Origin of the sequence: Streptomyces venezuelae, assembly GCF_008642295.1 — a bacterium.
In the GTDB taxonomy this organism is placed as follows: Bacteria; Actinomycetota; Actinomycetes; order Streptomycetales; family Streptomycetaceae; genus Streptomyces; species Streptomyces venezuelae_C.
On the sequence record NZ_CP029190.1, the window covers coordinates 5657651 to 5672314 of the forward strand.

At 72.8% G+C, this 14664-nt stretch carries 12 protein-coding genes; 6 read left to right on the forward strand and 6 right to left on the reverse strand.

What is annotated here, in order from left to right; translation table 11 throughout:
• Window positions 1–23 precede the first annotated feature (23 nt).
• Together DEJ50_RS25470 and DEJ50_RS25475 are read left to right on the forward strand one after the other, a co-directional pair.
• Window positions 24–2120: a TerD family protein gene (locus DEJ50_RS25470; protein ID WP_150210433.1), complete on the forward strand. Its 2097-nt coding sequence runs from the start codon at window positions 24–26 to the stop codon at window positions 2118–2120.
• 254 nt (window positions 2121–2374) lie between these two features.
• Window positions 2375–3400 carry a TerC/Alx family metal homeostasis membrane protein gene (locus DEJ50_RS25475; protein WP_150210434.1) on the forward strand — a complete coding sequence of 342 codons (1026 nt, stop codon included), beginning with the start codon at window positions 2375–2377 and terminating at the stop codon, window positions 3398–3400.
• 13 nt (window positions 3401–3413) lie between these two features.
• Here DEJ50_RS25475 and DEJ50_RS25480 read toward each other — a convergent pair whose 3' ends face one another.
• The 3 genes from DEJ50_RS25480 to DEJ50_RS25490 form a co-directional block, all read right to left on the reverse strand.
• Window positions 3414–4709: an MFS transporter gene (locus DEJ50_RS25480; protein WP_150212355.1), complete on the reverse strand. Its 1296-nt coding sequence runs from the start codon at window positions 4707–4709 to the stop codon at window positions 3414–3416.
• 207 nt (window positions 4710–4916) lie between these two features.
• A complete protein-coding gene (locus DEJ50_RS25485) occupies window positions 4917–5573 on the reverse strand; it encodes an MBL fold metallo-hydrolase (RefSeq protein ID WP_150210435.1) in 657 nt (218 codons plus the stop codon).
• 10 nt (window positions 5574–5583) lie between these two features.
• Window positions 5584–6273: a maleylpyruvate isomerase family mycothiol-dependent enzyme gene (locus tag DEJ50_RS25490; RefSeq protein ID WP_150210436.1), complete on the reverse strand. Its 690-nt coding sequence runs from the start codon at window positions 6271–6273 to the stop codon at window positions 5584–5586.
• 205 nt (window positions 6274–6478) lie between these two features.
• Here DEJ50_RS25490 and uvrA point away from each other — a divergent pair, with 205 nt between their 5' ends.
• Window positions 6479–9433: an excinuclease ABC subunit UvrA gene (gene uvrA / locus DEJ50_RS25495; protein ID WP_150210437.1), complete on the forward strand. Its 2955-nt coding sequence runs from the start codon at window positions 6479–6481 to the stop codon at window positions 9431–9433.
• A gap of 51 nt (window positions 9434–9484) precedes the next feature.
• Here uvrA and DEJ50_RS25500 read toward each other — a convergent pair whose 3' ends face one another.
• On the reverse strand, window positions 9485–10135 hold the full coding sequence (locus tag DEJ50_RS25500) for an NAD(P)-dependent oxidoreductase (protein ID WP_150210438.1): 651 nt from the start codon (window positions 10133–10135) through the stop codon (window positions 9485–9487).
• Window positions 10136–10241: 106 nt separating this feature from the next.
• Window positions 10242–11117: a carbohydrate kinase family protein gene (locus DEJ50_RS25505; protein WP_150210439.1), complete on the reverse strand. Its 876-nt coding sequence runs from the start codon at window positions 11115–11117 to the stop codon at window positions 10242–10244.
• Between the two features lie 114 nt (window positions 11118–11231).
• On the opposite strand from DEJ50_RS25505, the gene DEJ50_RS25510 reads away from it, so the two are divergent.
• A complete protein-coding gene (locus DEJ50_RS25510) occupies window positions 11232–11660 on the forward strand; it encodes a Rieske (2Fe-2S) protein (protein WP_150210440.1) in 429 nt (142 codons plus the stop codon).
• 24 nt (window positions 11661–11684) lie between these two features.
• Here DEJ50_RS25510 and DEJ50_RS25515 read toward each other — a convergent pair whose 3' ends face one another.
• Window positions 11685–12638 carry a hypothetical protein gene (locus DEJ50_RS25515; RefSeq protein WP_150210441.1) on the reverse strand — a complete coding sequence of 318 codons (954 nt, stop codon included), beginning with the start codon at window positions 12636–12638 and terminating at the stop codon, window positions 11685–11687.
• A gap of 273 nt (window positions 12639–12911) precedes the next feature.
• Between DEJ50_RS25515 and DEJ50_RS25520 the strand changes: the two genes are divergently transcribed.
• Window positions 12912–13553 (forward strand): papain-like cysteine protease family protein, encoded by a 642-nt coding sequence (locus DEJ50_RS25520; protein ID WP_150210442.1) that lies wholly within the window; start codon window positions 12912–12914, stop codon window positions 13551–13553.
• Between the two features lie 5 nt (window positions 13554–13558).
• Entirely contained in the window at window positions 13559–14347 is a 789-nt protein-coding gene (locus tag DEJ50_RS25525) for a hypothetical protein (RefSeq protein ID WP_223838169.1), read from the forward strand.
• The last annotated feature ends 317 nt before the right edge of the window (window positions 14348–14664 follow it).

Here is a 14664-nt window from a genome sequence, read left to right on the forward strand (position 1 = left end):
AACGACGGGGGAGGGGCTGCACGATGACGGCCGAACTGGTCCGGGGGCAGAACCATCCCCTGTCCCGGAGCCGGGTGGAGATCAGGGTCTCGGCGGGCACTCCGGTGCTCGCCCTGGCCCTGCTCGGGGACGAAGAGGGCCGGCCCGCCGGTCCCGCCGCGCTGGCCCACCCCGGCGCCCGGCAGCAGCCGGGGCTGGAGGTGCCCGGCGAGGTGACCGACCGGCACCGGTTCGCCGTCGACCTCGACGCGGTCGGGGCGGAGGTGCACCGGCTCGGCATGCTCCTCGTGCTGCCGTCGGGCGGCCCGATCGGCTTCGGGTCCGTGCCGGCCTCCCACATCAGCGTGGCGGACCCGGCGGGGGAGGAACTCGCCGGGTTCACCCTGACCGGCCTGTCGACCGAGACCGCCGTGGTGGCACTGGAGCTGTACCGCCGCCAGGGCGCCTGGAAGGTCCGCGCGGTCGGCCAGGGATACGCCGACGGGCTCGGCGCGCTGCTCGCCGACGCCGGCCTGGCCGCCCCGGCGGCCGGGGAACTGGCCGCCACCGCCCTGGCCGCGGTCCCGCGGCCCACCACGGCCCCGCGGCCCACCACGGCCCCGGTGTCCGGCACCCCCTACACCGGTACGCCCGGCCCGGCGCCATCGGCTGCGTCCGGCGCGGCCGACGCCACCCTCGGTCAGGGCCAGGGCCTGCCCGCCGGAAGCGGCCCCGGCACCGGCCCGGCCACCGGCCTGGGCCCGCGCCCCGCCCACGGCCGGCACACCGGCCCGGGCACCGGCAGCTCCGGCTCCGGCACCGGCCCGGATGCCGGTCCCGGTCCGGCCGCGGGTGCCGGCGGCGAAGGCCTCGGCCGGCCCGAAGGCAACGGCGCCGTCGCCGGACCGCCCACCATCGACTACGCCCACCCGCGGCGCTCCCGCACCGTGCCACCGCCGGCCGCCCCGCAGGCGCCGCCCGCGGCCCCCGGCGAGCCGCCCCGGCCGGTGGCCGGAGACGCCACCGGCTGGTCCATGGACGAGCGGCTGTACAACCAGGTCTGGGGCATGTTCGAGGACCTGGCCCGGGCCGTCGCCGCCTACCGCAGCGCCGTCGAGTTCGCCGATGCCCGGCTGGACCGCGAACTCGACCAGGCCCTGTCCGACCCCCGGCACCGGCTCGGCGGCTCCGGGAACGCCGCCCGGGACGCCGCCCTGGCCCGCCGCGAGGAGCTCACCGACCAGGCCCGGTCCGTCCTGGACCGGGACCTGGCCCAGCTCACCGCCGAGGTCGAGGTGGTGGAGCCCGCGCTGCCCGCCGCGTACGCCCGCTGGGACAACCCGGTGTGGCACGCCCACCGGGTGCCCGGCCCCGACGGGGACGCCCCGATGGCACTGCGCCTGGGCGAGCTGCACCTCCCCGAATGCCCCGGCCTGCAGATCCCCATGCTGGTCCGGCTCCCGCTGGAACGCGGGCTCTGGATCGACAACGGCCGTACCGGCTCGGAAGCGGCCATGGCCATGGACACCGACCGGCTGCGCCGCGCCGCGCTGGACATGGCGGTGGCGCACGCCGCGCGGATGCTCGCCGTCCAGCCCGGCGGCGGCCTCGGGGTGCACGTCATCGACGCGGCCGGGGCCGGTTCGGCGGCCCTGGAGCCGCTGGTCCGCTCCGGAGTGCTGGCCGCGCCGCCGGCCGCCGGCCCCGCGGGCGTCGCCAGGACGCTGGAGGAGCTCACCCGCCGGGTGGACCTCGTACAGATGGCCGTGCGGGCCGGAGCCCCCGAGGACCTGCCGCCCGACCTGGACACCGGCGACCAGCTGCTGATCGTGCACGACTTCCCGCACGGCTTCGACGACCGCGCCGTCACCCGGCTGCGCTACCTGGCCGACGAGGGCCCGCGGGTCGGGGTGCACCTGCTGATGGTCGCGGACCGGGACGAGGCCTCCGCCTACGGTCCGCTGCTCGACCCGCTCTGGCGCTCGCTCATGCGGCTCTCGCCGGTCCCCGACAACCATCTCGCGGACCCCTGGGTCGGCCATGCCTGGACCTTCGAGCCGTCCCTGCCGCCGCCCGGCAGCGCCGTGCTGGACCGGGTGCTGGCGGGGGTCGCGGAGGCCCGGCGGAGCCCCGGAAGGTGAACACCCCGGCGGCGTCCTGACCATCGGCTGACCAGCCTTTGGTCATCCCTTTACCTTTCTCGTCCTTCGCGGGTACCCTTGGACCCGCGGAGGGGAGTATTCCTGCTATTTCCTGCTGCGGCGTGCCCGTCAATACGGACCGAAACCGGTCCCGGGGCGCCGGCCCGCGGCCCTGTGCCGTCCGGGTGGAAGAGACCTCCGGCAGCGATGACGCTGACCTAGTGCTGTAGCCATCTGCCGGAGGCGTGGAAATAGTGGACGTTTCTTTGTATCTCTGGGTGCTGACCATTGCCGGTCTCAGCATCCTCATCGGAGCCGACTTCTTCATCGGCCGCAAACCGCACGACGTATCGATCAAGGAAGCCGGTATCTGGACGGTCGTCTGGATCGTCCTCGCCGTGCTCTTCGGCCTCGGCCTGCTGGTCTTCGGCAACGGCCAGGCCTCGCAGGAGTTCTTCGCCGGCTTCATCACCGAGAAGTCGCTCAGCGTGGACAACCTGTTCGTCTTCGTCCTGATCATGGCGAAGTTCGCGGTGCCCTCCCACCTCCAGCAGCGCGTGCTGCTGATCGGTGTGCTGATAGCCCTGGTGCTCCGCGCGATCTTCATCGCCGCCGGCGCCGCGATCATCGCCAGCTTCTCCTGGGTCTTCTACATCTTCGGCGCGTTCCTGATCTACACCGCCTGGAAGCTCATCCAGGAGGCGCGCTCCGACGAGGAGGACGAGGAGTTCGAGGAGAACCGTCTCCTCAAGTCCGTCGAGAAGAAGTTCGGCGTCGCCGACCAGTACCACGGCACCAAGCTCTTCATCCAGAAGAACGGCAAGCGCGTCCTGACCCCGCTGATGGTGGTCATGCTCGCCATCGGCACCACCGATGTGCTGTTCGCCCTGGACTCGATCCCCGCGATCTTCGGCCTCACCCAGGACCCGTACATCGTCTTCACCGCCAACGCCTTCGCCCTGATGGGTCTGCGCCAGCTCTACTTCCTCATCGGCGGACTGCTGAAGAAGCTGGTCCACCTGAGCTACGGCCTGTCGATCATCCTCGGGTTCATCGGCGTCAAGCTGGTGCTGCACGCACTGCACGAGAACGGGGTGCACGTCCCGCAGATCTCCATCCCGGTCTCCCTGGGCGTCATCTGCGGCGTCCTGGTGATCACCACCATCACCAGCCTGATGGCCTCGAAGAAGCAGGAGCAGCAGGAGCAGCAGGAACAGCTCGAGAAGCGTGAGCGGCCGGCGGCCGAGAAGGCCGCCGGCGAGGAGAGCGTCGAGGTCTAAAGACCCCAGCGGGTCATGCGGGGGCGGCCGATTCGGCCGCCCCCGTCCGCATGCCCGCCACCACCACCGGGTTGGTCTCCGGGAGCAGCGCGAAACAGCCCAGGCTGAGCAGGGCGACCCCGGTCAGGTACGCCGCAACCCCCCAGGGCGGCCCCGAGCCGTCCGCCAGTGCCGTCGCCACCAGCGGGGTCAGGGCGCCGCCCAGCACCCCGCCCAGGTTGTAGCCGACCGCGGCGCCCGTGCAGCGGATCCGGGGCTCGTACAGCTCCGGCAGGTACGCCCCGACCACCGCGAACATCGTCACCATGCCGAACAGGGCCCCGATGAAGCCCAGGGTCATCAGCAGCGGATCGGCCGTCCGCAGCAGGGCGATCAGCGGGAACATCCACAGGGCCGAGAGCGCACAGCCGGCCAGGCACAACGGCCGCCGCCCGTACCGGTCGCCGAGCACCGCGACCAGCGGGGTGACCGCCCCCTTCAGCGCGACGGCGATCATGATGCAGGCCAGCATCGTGGTCCGGTCCACCCGAAGGTGCTCCGTCGCGTACGCCAGGGACCAGGTGGTCACGGCGTAGAACACCGCATAGCCGACGGCCAGCGCCCCGCCGGTGAGCAGCAGCAGCCGCCAGTGGCTGCGCACCACCTCCGCGAGCGGTACGTTCGCCGTCTCGCGCCGTTCGGCGAGCTCGCGGAACTGGGGGGTCTCCTCCACCGAGTGGCGCAGCCAGAGGCCGGCCAGGGCCAGCACCCCGGCCGCCCAGAACGGCACCCGCCAGCCCCAGGAAGTGAACTGCGCGTCGGTCAGGCCGGCCGACAGGCCCAGGGTGATGCCGTTGGCCAGCAGGAAGCCGACCGCCGGGCCGATCTGAGGGAAGCTGGCCCACAGCCCGCGCTGCCGCTCCGGGGCGTGCTCGGCGGTGAGCAGGACCGCGCCGCCCCACTCGCCGCCCAGCCCCAGGCCCTGCAGGAAGCGGAGCAGGAGCAGCAGGATCGGGGCGGTCACGCCGATGCTCGCGTACGTGGGGACGCAGCCCACCGCCACCGTGGCCAGGCCGGTCAGCAGCAGCGAGGCGAGCAGCACCGGGCGGCGGCCGTAGCGGTCGCCGATGTGGCCGAACACGGCCGAACCGAGCGGCCGGGCCACGAAGCCGACGCCGAAGGTGGCGAAGGCGGCGAGGGTGCCGGCGAGCGGGGAGAAGGTGGGGAAGAACAGCGGTCCGAGCACCAGGGCGGCGGCGGTGCCGTAGACGAAGAAGTCGTAGAACTCGATGGCGGTGCCGGCCAGCGAGGCGGAGGCCAGCCGCAGCATGGAGGGTCGTCGTGTGGAGAGGTGATCATCAGGCATGGTGCTCCAACTACCCCTTCTTGCCCGCTGGGCGGGGGCGAACGGTCGTCCTGGACCGGAAGGAGTGCACCGTATCCCGGGGTTGACGGACGGGCCCCCAGATCTCGCCAACCGCAACGGCCGGTCCTCCGGGATGCGGAGGACCGGCCGTTGCGGTTGGCGGGGCGGGGGTTACCAGCCGCGCTCGCGCCACTCGGCCAGGTGCGGGCGCTCGGCGCCCAGGGTGGTGTCGTTGCCGTGGCCCGGGTAGACCCAGGTCTCGTCCGGCAGCTGCCCGAAGATCTTCTCCTCCACGTCCTTGATCAGGCTGGCGAAGGCGTTCTCGTCACCCCAGGTGTTCCCGACGCCACCGGGGAACAGGCAGTCGCCGGTGAACACGTGCGGGTGGCCGTGCGGGTCGTCGTAGACCAGGGCGATCGAACCGGGGGTGTGGCCGACCAGGTGGCGGGCGGTCAGCGTGACCCGGCCGACCTGCACGGTGTCCCCGTCCTCGACCGGCACGTCGGTGCCGACCGGAATGCCCTCGGCGTCGTACGCCCCGGCGTACGTCCGGGCGCCGGTCGCCTCGACCACCGCCTGGAGGGCGCCCCAGTGGTCGCCGTGCCGGTGGGTGGTGACGACGGACGCGATGCCGTCGTCACCGATCAGGTGCAGCAGGGTTTCGGGTTCCGCCGCCGCGTCGATCAGCAGCTGCTCGCCGGTGGCCCGGCAGCGCAGCAGGTAGGCGTTGTTGTTCATCGGGCCCACGGCGACCTTGGAGATCATCAGATCCGCGAGTTCGTGCACGTCGGCCGGTCCGCCGACCTTTACCGCTCCGCTGTACGTCATGACCGCAATCCTAGAGCGGGGGAAGGGCCGGGAGGGGGCCGCCGGAGGTGCCGAGGGAGGCGCCCTTGTCCGCACGGCCGGAGAGCCAGGCCAGCAGCTGTGCGGCGGTGCCGTGCACGGTGACCGTGGGCTCGCCCGCGGAGCCGGTGCGCCAGCTGCGGCCGTCCTCGGCGGCCAGGGCGGTGGCCGGAACCCCGCCGTGGCCGGACCAGCGGTCGGCCAGGAACTCGATCTCGCGGGTGGTGAACTCCGCCGGCAGGTCGGTGAGCTCGTAGCCGATGTTCAGGTCGACGTGGTGCAGCTCGACCTCGACCAGGCGCCGGAACGGGATCCGGGCGGCGCTGTCGGTGACGCCGTTGCGCAGCTCGACGGTCCGGGACCAGTCCTGCGGGGCCTCGGTGGTGGCGAGAAACCGGTTCCAGGAATCACGCAGGTCCGCCAGCTGTTCTTCCAGAGGCCTGTCCGCGTCGCGGGCGATGTCGGCCTCCCGGGCCTCGGCGCTCGCGTACATCGGGCGGCCTTCGAAGACGTTGACGAGGGCGTCGGCGTTGCGGGCGAGGTGGGCCAGGACATGGCCCCGGGTCCAGCCGGGGAGGTGTGACTCCTCGGACAGGGCGGCGTTGTCCAGTTTCGCGACTGCGGTCAGCAGCCGGTCCGTGGCCTCACGTACAGATCGCAGGTCGTGCACATGATCAATCATGTTCCGACCCTAGCCCGGGCCACACGATCGGGTGAAGCACCCGGCCGAGTGCCGAAAATCGAATGCACGTGCTATACGCTCGGAAGTCCGGACCCCATCCGGACTCCATCCGGACTCCTCCAGACTTCATCCGTTGCCGAGCCGCCCCCCATACCCTGGGACGGGGGCCCGTGCCCCCACTCTCTCCAGAAAGGTGCGGACCGGCGTGACCGACCGTCTCATCGTTCGTGGCGCTCGCGAGCACAACCTGAAGAACGTCTCGCTCGACCTGCCCCGCGACTCCCTCATCGTCTTCACCGGACTGTCCGGGTCGGGCAAGTCCTCCCTGGCCTTCGACACGATCTTCGCCGAGGGCCAGCGCCGCTACGTCGAGTCGCTGTCCTCGTACGCGCGCCAGTTCCTCGGCCAGATGGACAAGCCCGACGTCGACTTCATCGAGGGCCTCTCCCCGGCCGTCTCGATCGACCAGAAGTCGACCTCGCGCAACCCGCGCTCCACGGTCGGCACGATCACCGAGGTCTACGACTACCTCCGCCTGCTCTTCGCGCGCATCGGCAAGCCGCACTGCCCCGAGTGCCGCCGCCCGATCTCCCGGCAGTCCCCGCAGGCCATCGTCGACAAGGTGCTCGCGCTGCCCGAGGGCAGCCGCTTCCAGGTGCTCTCCCCGCTGGTGCGGGAGCGCAAGGGCGAGTTCGTCGACCTGTTCGCCGACCTCCAGACCAAGGGCTACAGCCGGGCCCGGGTGGACGGGGAGACCATCCAGCTGTCCGAACCGCCGGTCCTGAAGAAGCAGGAGAAGCACACCATCGAGGTGGTCGTCGACCGCCTCACGGTGAAGGAGAGCGCCAAGCGCCGGCTCACGGACTCCGTGGAGACCGCCCTCGGCCTGTCCGGTGGCATGGTCATCCTGGACTTCGTCGACCTCGCCGAGGACGACCCGGAGCGTGAGCGGATGTACTCCGAGCACCTCTACTGCCCGTACGACGACCTGTCCTTCGAGGAGCTGGAGCCGCGTTCCTTCTCCTTCAACTCGCCCTTCGGCGCCTGCCCCGACTGCACCGGCATCGGCACCCGCATGGAGGTCGACCCGGAGCTGATCGTCCCCGACGAGGACAAGTCCCTGGACGAGGGCGCGGTCTCGCCGTGGTCCCTCGGCCACACCAAGGACTACTTCCAGCGGCTGGTCGGCGCGCTTGCCGGCGAGCTCGGCTTCCGGACCGACATCCCCTGGGCCGGCCTGCCGCAGCGCGCCAAGAAGGCCCTGCTGTACGGCCACAAGACGCAGATCGAGGTGCGCTACCGCAACCGGTACGGCCGAGAGCGGGCCTACACCACCGCCTTCGAAGGCGCCGTTCCGTTCGTCAAGCGCCGGCACTCGGAGGCCGAGAGCGACTCCAGCCGGGAGCGGTTCGAGGGGTACATGCGCGAGGTGCCCTGCCCGACCTGTGAGGGCTCCCGGCTCAAGCCGATCGTGCTCGCGGTCACGGTGATGGAGAAGTCCATCGCCGAGGTGTCCGCCATGTCGATCAGCGAATGCGCGGACTTCCTCGGCAAGCTCCGACTGGACGCCCGCGACAAGAAGATCGCCGAGCGGGTGCTCAAGGAGGTCAACGAACGGCTGAAGTTCCTGGTCGACGTCGGCCTGGACTACCTCTCCCTGAACCGCGCGGCCGGCACCCTCTCCGGCGGCGAGGCCCAGCGCATCCGGCTGGCCACCCAGATCGGCTCCGGCCTGGTCGGTGTGCTGTACGTGCTGGACGAGCCGTCCATCGGCCTGCACCAGCGGGACAACCACCGCCTGATCGAAACCCTGGTCCGGCTGCGCGACATGGGCAACACGCTCATCGTGGTCGAGCACGACGAGGACACCATCAAGGTGGCCGACTGGGTCGTGGACATCGGCCCCGGCGCCGGCGAACACGGCGGCAAGGTGGTCCACAGCGGCTCACTGAAGGAGCTCCTGAAGAACACCGACTCGATGACCGGCCAGTACCTGTCCGGCAAGAAGTCCATCGCCGTGCCGGACGCCCGCCGCCCGGTCGACGGGGAGCGCCGGCTCACCGTGCACGGCGCCCGCGAGAACAACCTGCGCGATATCGACGTGTCCTTCCCACTGGGCGTGCTGACGGCGGTGACCGGCGTCTCCGGCTCGGGCAAGTCGACGCTGGTCAACGACATCCTGTACACGCACCTGGCGCGCGAGCTGAACGGCGCCCGTTCGGTGCCGGGCCGGCACACCCGGGTGGCCGGCGACGAACTGGTCGACAAGGTGGTCCATGTCGACCAGTCGCCGATCGGCCGGACGCCGCGGTCCAACCCGGCGACGTACACCGGAGTCTTCGACCACGTCCGGAAGCTGTTCGCGGAGACCATGGAGGCGAAGGTGCGGGGCTACCTGCCCGGCCGCTTCTCCTTCAACGTCAAGGGCGGGCGCTGCGAGAACTGCTCCGGCGACGGCACCATCAAGATCGAGATGAACTTCCTGCCGGACGTGTACGTCCCGTGCGAGGTCTGCCACGGAGCGCGCTACAACCGGGAGACCCTGGAGGTCCACTACAAGGGCAAGTCCATCGCCGAGGTGCTGGACATGCCGATCGAGGAGGCCCTGGGCTTCTTCGAGGCGGTGCCGACGATCGCCCGCCACCTGCGGACGCTGAACGAGGTCGGGCTGGGGTACGTCCGGCTCGGCCAGTCCGCGCCGACCCTCTCGGGCGGTGAGGCGCAGCGCGTGAAGCTGGCCTCGGAGCTGCAGAAGCGGTCGACGGGGCGCACGGTGTACGTGCTGGACGAGCCGACCACGGGCCTGCACTTCGAGGACATCTCGAAGCTGATCAAGGTGCTGTCCGGGCTCGTCGACAAGGGCAACTCGGTGATCGTCATCGAGCACAACCTGGACGTCATCAAGACCGCGGACTGGGTCATCGACATGGGCCCGGAGGGCGGCTACGGCGGTGGCCTGGTGGTGGCCGAGGGCACGCCGGAGGAGGTCGCCTCGGTGGGCGACAGCCACACCGGCAAGTTCCTGCGGGACATCCTGGGGGCGGACCGGGTCTCGGACTCGGCGACCGTGCGGCGGGCGCCGGCGAAGCGGAAGCCGGCGGCAGCCGCAGGTGCCGCTGCTGCTCCGGCGAAGCGGGCGAGCCGGGCCAGGAAGGCGTAGCCGGCCCGGGGCGGGGGTTCCGCTCCGCGGAGCACCCGCCCCGCGGAGCGGCTACGTCGCGATGCCCACCGCGCAGCGCGCGTACGCGGGGTCGGCCAGGCCGGCCAGCAGCGCGTCCGCGACGTCCCCCCGCCCGATCGACCGGCCGCCCGGCACGTTCCCGCCGAACACCCGCCGGTACCGCCCGGTCCGAGGCCGGTTCAGCAGCCGCGGCGGCCGGATGACCGTCCAGTCCACGTCACTCGCGGCGATCGCCTCCTCCATCACCGCCAGATCCGCGTACAGATCACGCAGCGCCCGCCGCAGCAACGGCAGCACCACCGCCCGGGTGAACGCCCCGTCCTCCGGGACGTCCGGACCGACCGGAGCCGCGCTCACCACCGACAGCCGGCGTACCCCGACCCGCCCCATCGCGGTCAGCATGGCGTGCGTGGCCGGGCCGGTCACCGGCGCCGCCTTGGCCTTCTTGTTGGTCCCGGCGCCCAGCGCCGAAAGCACCGCGTCCCGGCCCGCCAGCACCGGCACCAGTGCCTCCGCATCGCTCAGGTCACCGACCGTAGCGACCAGCAGCCGCGGGTGCGCCGGCACGCGCAGCCGCGCCGGGTCGCGTACCACCGCCGTCACCTCGTGGTCCGCGTCGAGGGCCTGCCGGACGACCTCGCGGCCGACTCCGCCGCTGGCACCGAACACCGTCAGTTTCATGGCCCCTCCAGGGCAGCAGTCAGAGCGTCGTGACCGAATGAATGACTGAACGGCTGCATTCACTCATGCCGCGCTCAGGGATCGCCCGCGGGCCGCTACAGGTCCGCTACAGCTCGGCCGCGTGCGGAGGCTCCGCCCCCGCGCGCGTGCAGGTGAGGGCGGCGGCCCGGGCCGCGTACGACAGGACGGCCGGCCAGTCCACCGGGCCGCCGCCGTCCGGCCCGGAAAGCCGGTGCAGCAGCGCCGCGTTGACCGTGTCGCCCGCCCCGATGGTGTCCGCCACCCGGACCCGCACCCCCGGGACCGCATGCTCCCCGCCCGCCCGGGTGCGGACCGTGAGGCCCGCCGCGCCGTGGGTCAGGACGACCGCCGAGGCCCCGGCCGCCAGCCAGTCCTCCGGCCGGCCGCCCAGCCACCTGGCGTCCTCCTCCGACAGCTTGAGCACCGACACGTACGGCAGCCAGGACCGGAAGCGGCGCCGGTACGCCCGGGCGTCCGGGATCAGCGCGGGCCGGATGTTCGGGTCCAGCAGGGTGAGCAGCCCGCGCGCCGACTCCCGGCGCAGCAGCGCCTCGTACGCACTCGCGCCCGGCTCCAGGACCAGCGAGCAGGTGCCCAGCGCGAGCGCCCGTGCCCGGGCGGGCAGCCGGTCCGGCAGGGCGAACAGCCGGTCCGCGGTGCCCTCGGTGTAGAACTCGTACGCGGCCGAGCCGTCGGCGGCCAGCGAGGGCACCGCCAGGGTGGTCGGTTCGGACCCGCGCTGGACCAGTGACAGGTCCACCCCGGCCGTCCGCAGCCCGGCCAGCAGCGTCTCGCCGAACGCATCGGTGGACACCCGGGAACAGAAGGCCACCTCGGCGCCCAGCCGCCCGAGCGCCAGGGCCGTGTTGTACGGTCCGCCGCCCGGCCGGGGCAGCAGTGCGCCCGGTGGCTGTGCCACGGGCACCAGGTCGATCAGGGCTTCTCCACCGACGACGATCACACTCGGGAACCTATACCGGCCGGGGCCGGCCGGGCTCCCACCGGTAGGGTCGGAACCCTTCCTACCGCCCGTACCGCCCGTACCGCCCGTACCGCCCCGCTCTGGAGAGAAGCCATGTCCGCGCAGCCCGCCGCCCGCCGAACCGTGCTCAAGGGCGCCGCCGCCCTCGCCGGGGCCGCCGGTGCCGGAGTGGGCCTCTCCGCCTGCTCCACCGCGACCAACAGCGGCGGCAACACCCCCGCCACCCCCACCGCCCCCGTGGAGCTGGGCCCCGCGGCCGATGTCCCGGTCGGCGGCGCCAAGCTCTACCGGGAGCAGAAGGTGCTGGTCAGCTGCCCTGCCGAAGGCCAGTACAAGGCGTTCAGCGCCCAGTGCACGCACGCCGGCTGCGTCCTCGACAAGATCGATGCGAACGAGGGGAACTGTCCCTGCCACCGCAGCCGCTTCGACGTCACCACCGGCAAGGTGCTCAAGGGCCCGGCCGAGACCCCGCTGCCCGCGGTGCCGGTCCGGGTCGAGGGCGGCAGGCTCATCGCGGGCTGAGGCGCCCGCTCGGCGCTCGCCCGCTCACTCCCAGTCCCAGCCGATCCCCAGGATCCCCCGCCGGACCGCCTGCTCCACAAGGTGCACGCTGCGGTGCCGGCCGCTCGGGGTCAGATCCGCCAGACCGGTCCGCGGAGCCCCCGGCCCGGCCTGCCCGAACCGGGTGCAGCGCACCGGCAGGGCCGCCTCGTCGAAGCGGACCTGGAGCATGTACTGGCCGCCCGCATAGCTGAAGCCCCGGACGTACTCGCTGCTGCTGCCGGCGGTGCCGTCCTCGAAGCCGTAGCCGAAGACGTACGTGTCACCGCTGCGCAGCCGGGCGTCGAAGAGGAGCTCCGCGACCACCACCCCCGCCTCCCGGTGCCAGCGGACCCGTCCGGTCCGGCAGTTCTCCCCGGCCCGTACCCGCACCCGGGCCGGATCGCAGCCCGGGTCGCCGTGGTGGATGGCCAGGTAGCGGTCCACGCCGTCCCGGTGGGCCCGTACGACGTGCTGGGAGTCGCGGTCCCGGAGCTCCCGGCCGGGCCCGATGCGTACCCGCTCGTGGTGCCCCAGCGTGTGCAGACCGCCGTCCGCCGGTACCTCCAGCCCGGCCAGCAGCTCCTCCACGGCCACCCCGACCCCGACCAGCGCGCGGTACGGGCGCGCGGCCGGCCGGACCGGCTCCGCGATGCCGTCCGCCGGGTCCAGCAGCCGGGCCAGCGCGCCGGCCGGCAGCTCCAGGATCTGTTCCAGGGCCCGTACGGCCTTCAGGGACTCCGGCCGCCGGGGCCGCCGGGCGCCCTGCTGCCAGTAACTGAGGCTGGTCACCCCCAGCTTGATGCCGCGGGCGGCGAGCCGGTGCTGGACCCGGTGCAGCGGCAGGCCGCGCGCGGCGAGGGCGGCGCGCAGCGCCAGGTGGAAGGGGCCGGCCCGGAGCAGCTGCGCGAGCTCGGCGGCCTCCGTGTGATCCGCGTCGGGATTGCCGGTCACACGCATGGCGGCTCCTTACGTGAACGTTCACGCGGGGCGGTACGAGAGGTGCCGGGAGATGCCGGGAGGTACCGCCGGTGACTCCCGTGGCCCTGGTGACGGCCAGGTGTGACGACCGGGTGCCGCGAGGGCAGCCGTTCACATCGCCGCCGACCCGTTCACACGGCCGTGTCACCGCGTATTGAAGCCTGTTGACCTGACCGCGACAACACCCTGATGCTCCTGAACAGCGTCCGGACGCGCTCCTCCACCCCCACTTCCCCACCCGGGAGGAACGCGATGCGCCATCCTAAGGGGCGGCTCTCCCCAGCCGCCTTGATCACCGCCCTGATCGCCGCCCTGCTGCTCACCCTGCCCGCCGGCCCGGCAACCGCCGCCGATGCCGGCACCGGGGCGGGAGCCGGTGCTCCGGCCGGGGCCGCAGACACGCATGCCGCCCTCGCCTCCAAGCGGCTGAACATCACCATGCAGGCCCAGCAGAAGACCAACTGGTGCTGGGCCGCCGGCGGGAACACCATCGCCACCTGGTTCGGCCGCAACCACAGCCAGAACCAGTTCTGCAACGCCGCCTTCAACCGCCAGCAGGGCACCGAGTGCCCCAACAACCAGGCCACCCTCGGGAACGTTCAGAACGGCCTCGACTGGGCAGGCATCAACCCCGGCTCGTATGTGACCGGATGGCTCCGCTACTCCACCGTGCAGACCGAGATCAATGCGAACCGGCCGATCGAGACCCGGATCCAGTGGTCCAACGGCGGCGGCCACATGCACGTCATCTACGGCTACGACACCGCCAACAGCTGGGTCTACTGGGGCGATCCATGGCCCTCCAGCGACCGCTACAACTGGGCCTCGCACGCCTGGTACGTGGACAACAACTCCTTCTCCTGGACCCACTCGCTCTACCGGATCGGGGCGTGACCGCCATGAGCCTCCGCCTCCCCCTCCGCGCAGCCGCCGTCACCGGCGCCCTCGCCGCCGCCGTCCTCGGCCTGGGCGCCCCGCAGGCCACCGCCACCGCCACCGCCTCCGTTCCGCAGCCGCCGGCCGCCACGGCGGAGGTCACGGCCGCCGCCCGGCAGGCGGCCGGTACGCCCGACACCCTCGCCACCCTGTCCCGGTTCTTCGCCCGCGAGGGCAAGGTCTCGCTCACCGCGGCACAGCCCAGAATCGAGGGCGAGACCATACCCGTCCACCACCTGTCCCCGGAGTTCGTCGCGGGGAAGGCGGGCGCGCCGGTGGCCCGCCTGGAGTTCCTGGCGAGCAAGGCGGTGTCCTCGGACGGGCAGCAGGCCGCGCTGTGGACCGCGAAGACCGCGGCCGGCTGGCAGGTCGTGAACATCGCGACCGGCGACGACGAGTTCCGGTACGCCGGGCTGGGCGCGGCCAGGCTGCCCGGCGGGACGGTGTTCCGGGAACCGCAGATCGACGCGTGGTACGTGGCCGGGGGCGGGCGGGTGCTGCCGCTGGACGAGGACGCGGTGACCGCGGTCGGCGGGGGCACGACGCTGGCGGCGTATCGGGCCAGGGTGGCGAAGGCGTACGGGGACAAGTTGCCGGGTTCCGCGTACGCGGAGGCCGGCAAGGCGGGTGGCTACGCCCCGTCCGCCCCGTCCGCCCCGTCCGGCCCAGCCGGCTTCGCGGCAGCCGGAGCCGCCGCCGTGGCCATGGCCCTGGCGGCCCCCGCGCTCCACCGCCGCCTCCGCCGCCGCTGACCCCTGGGCCCCGCGCACCCGCTGCGCGGGGCCTTTCCCCCACCCCGCCCCTCCCCGAAACCGGGGCTCCGCCCCGGACCCCGCTCGTGGGGCTGCGCCCCACACCCCCCGGTGCCCGGGCTCCGCCCGGCACCCTTCGGGGCTCCGACCCGCCCCGCCCGGGGCCGGCCCGGGGCGGGGTGCGGGCACCCCACGCCCCCTGGGGGTCCGGGGCGGAGCCCCGGTTTCGGGAAGGGGCGGGGTGGGGTGATGCCCCGCGCAGCGGCCCCCCACCGGAGCCCGCCCGCACCCGGACCCGGCCGCCGCGGCCGGACGCC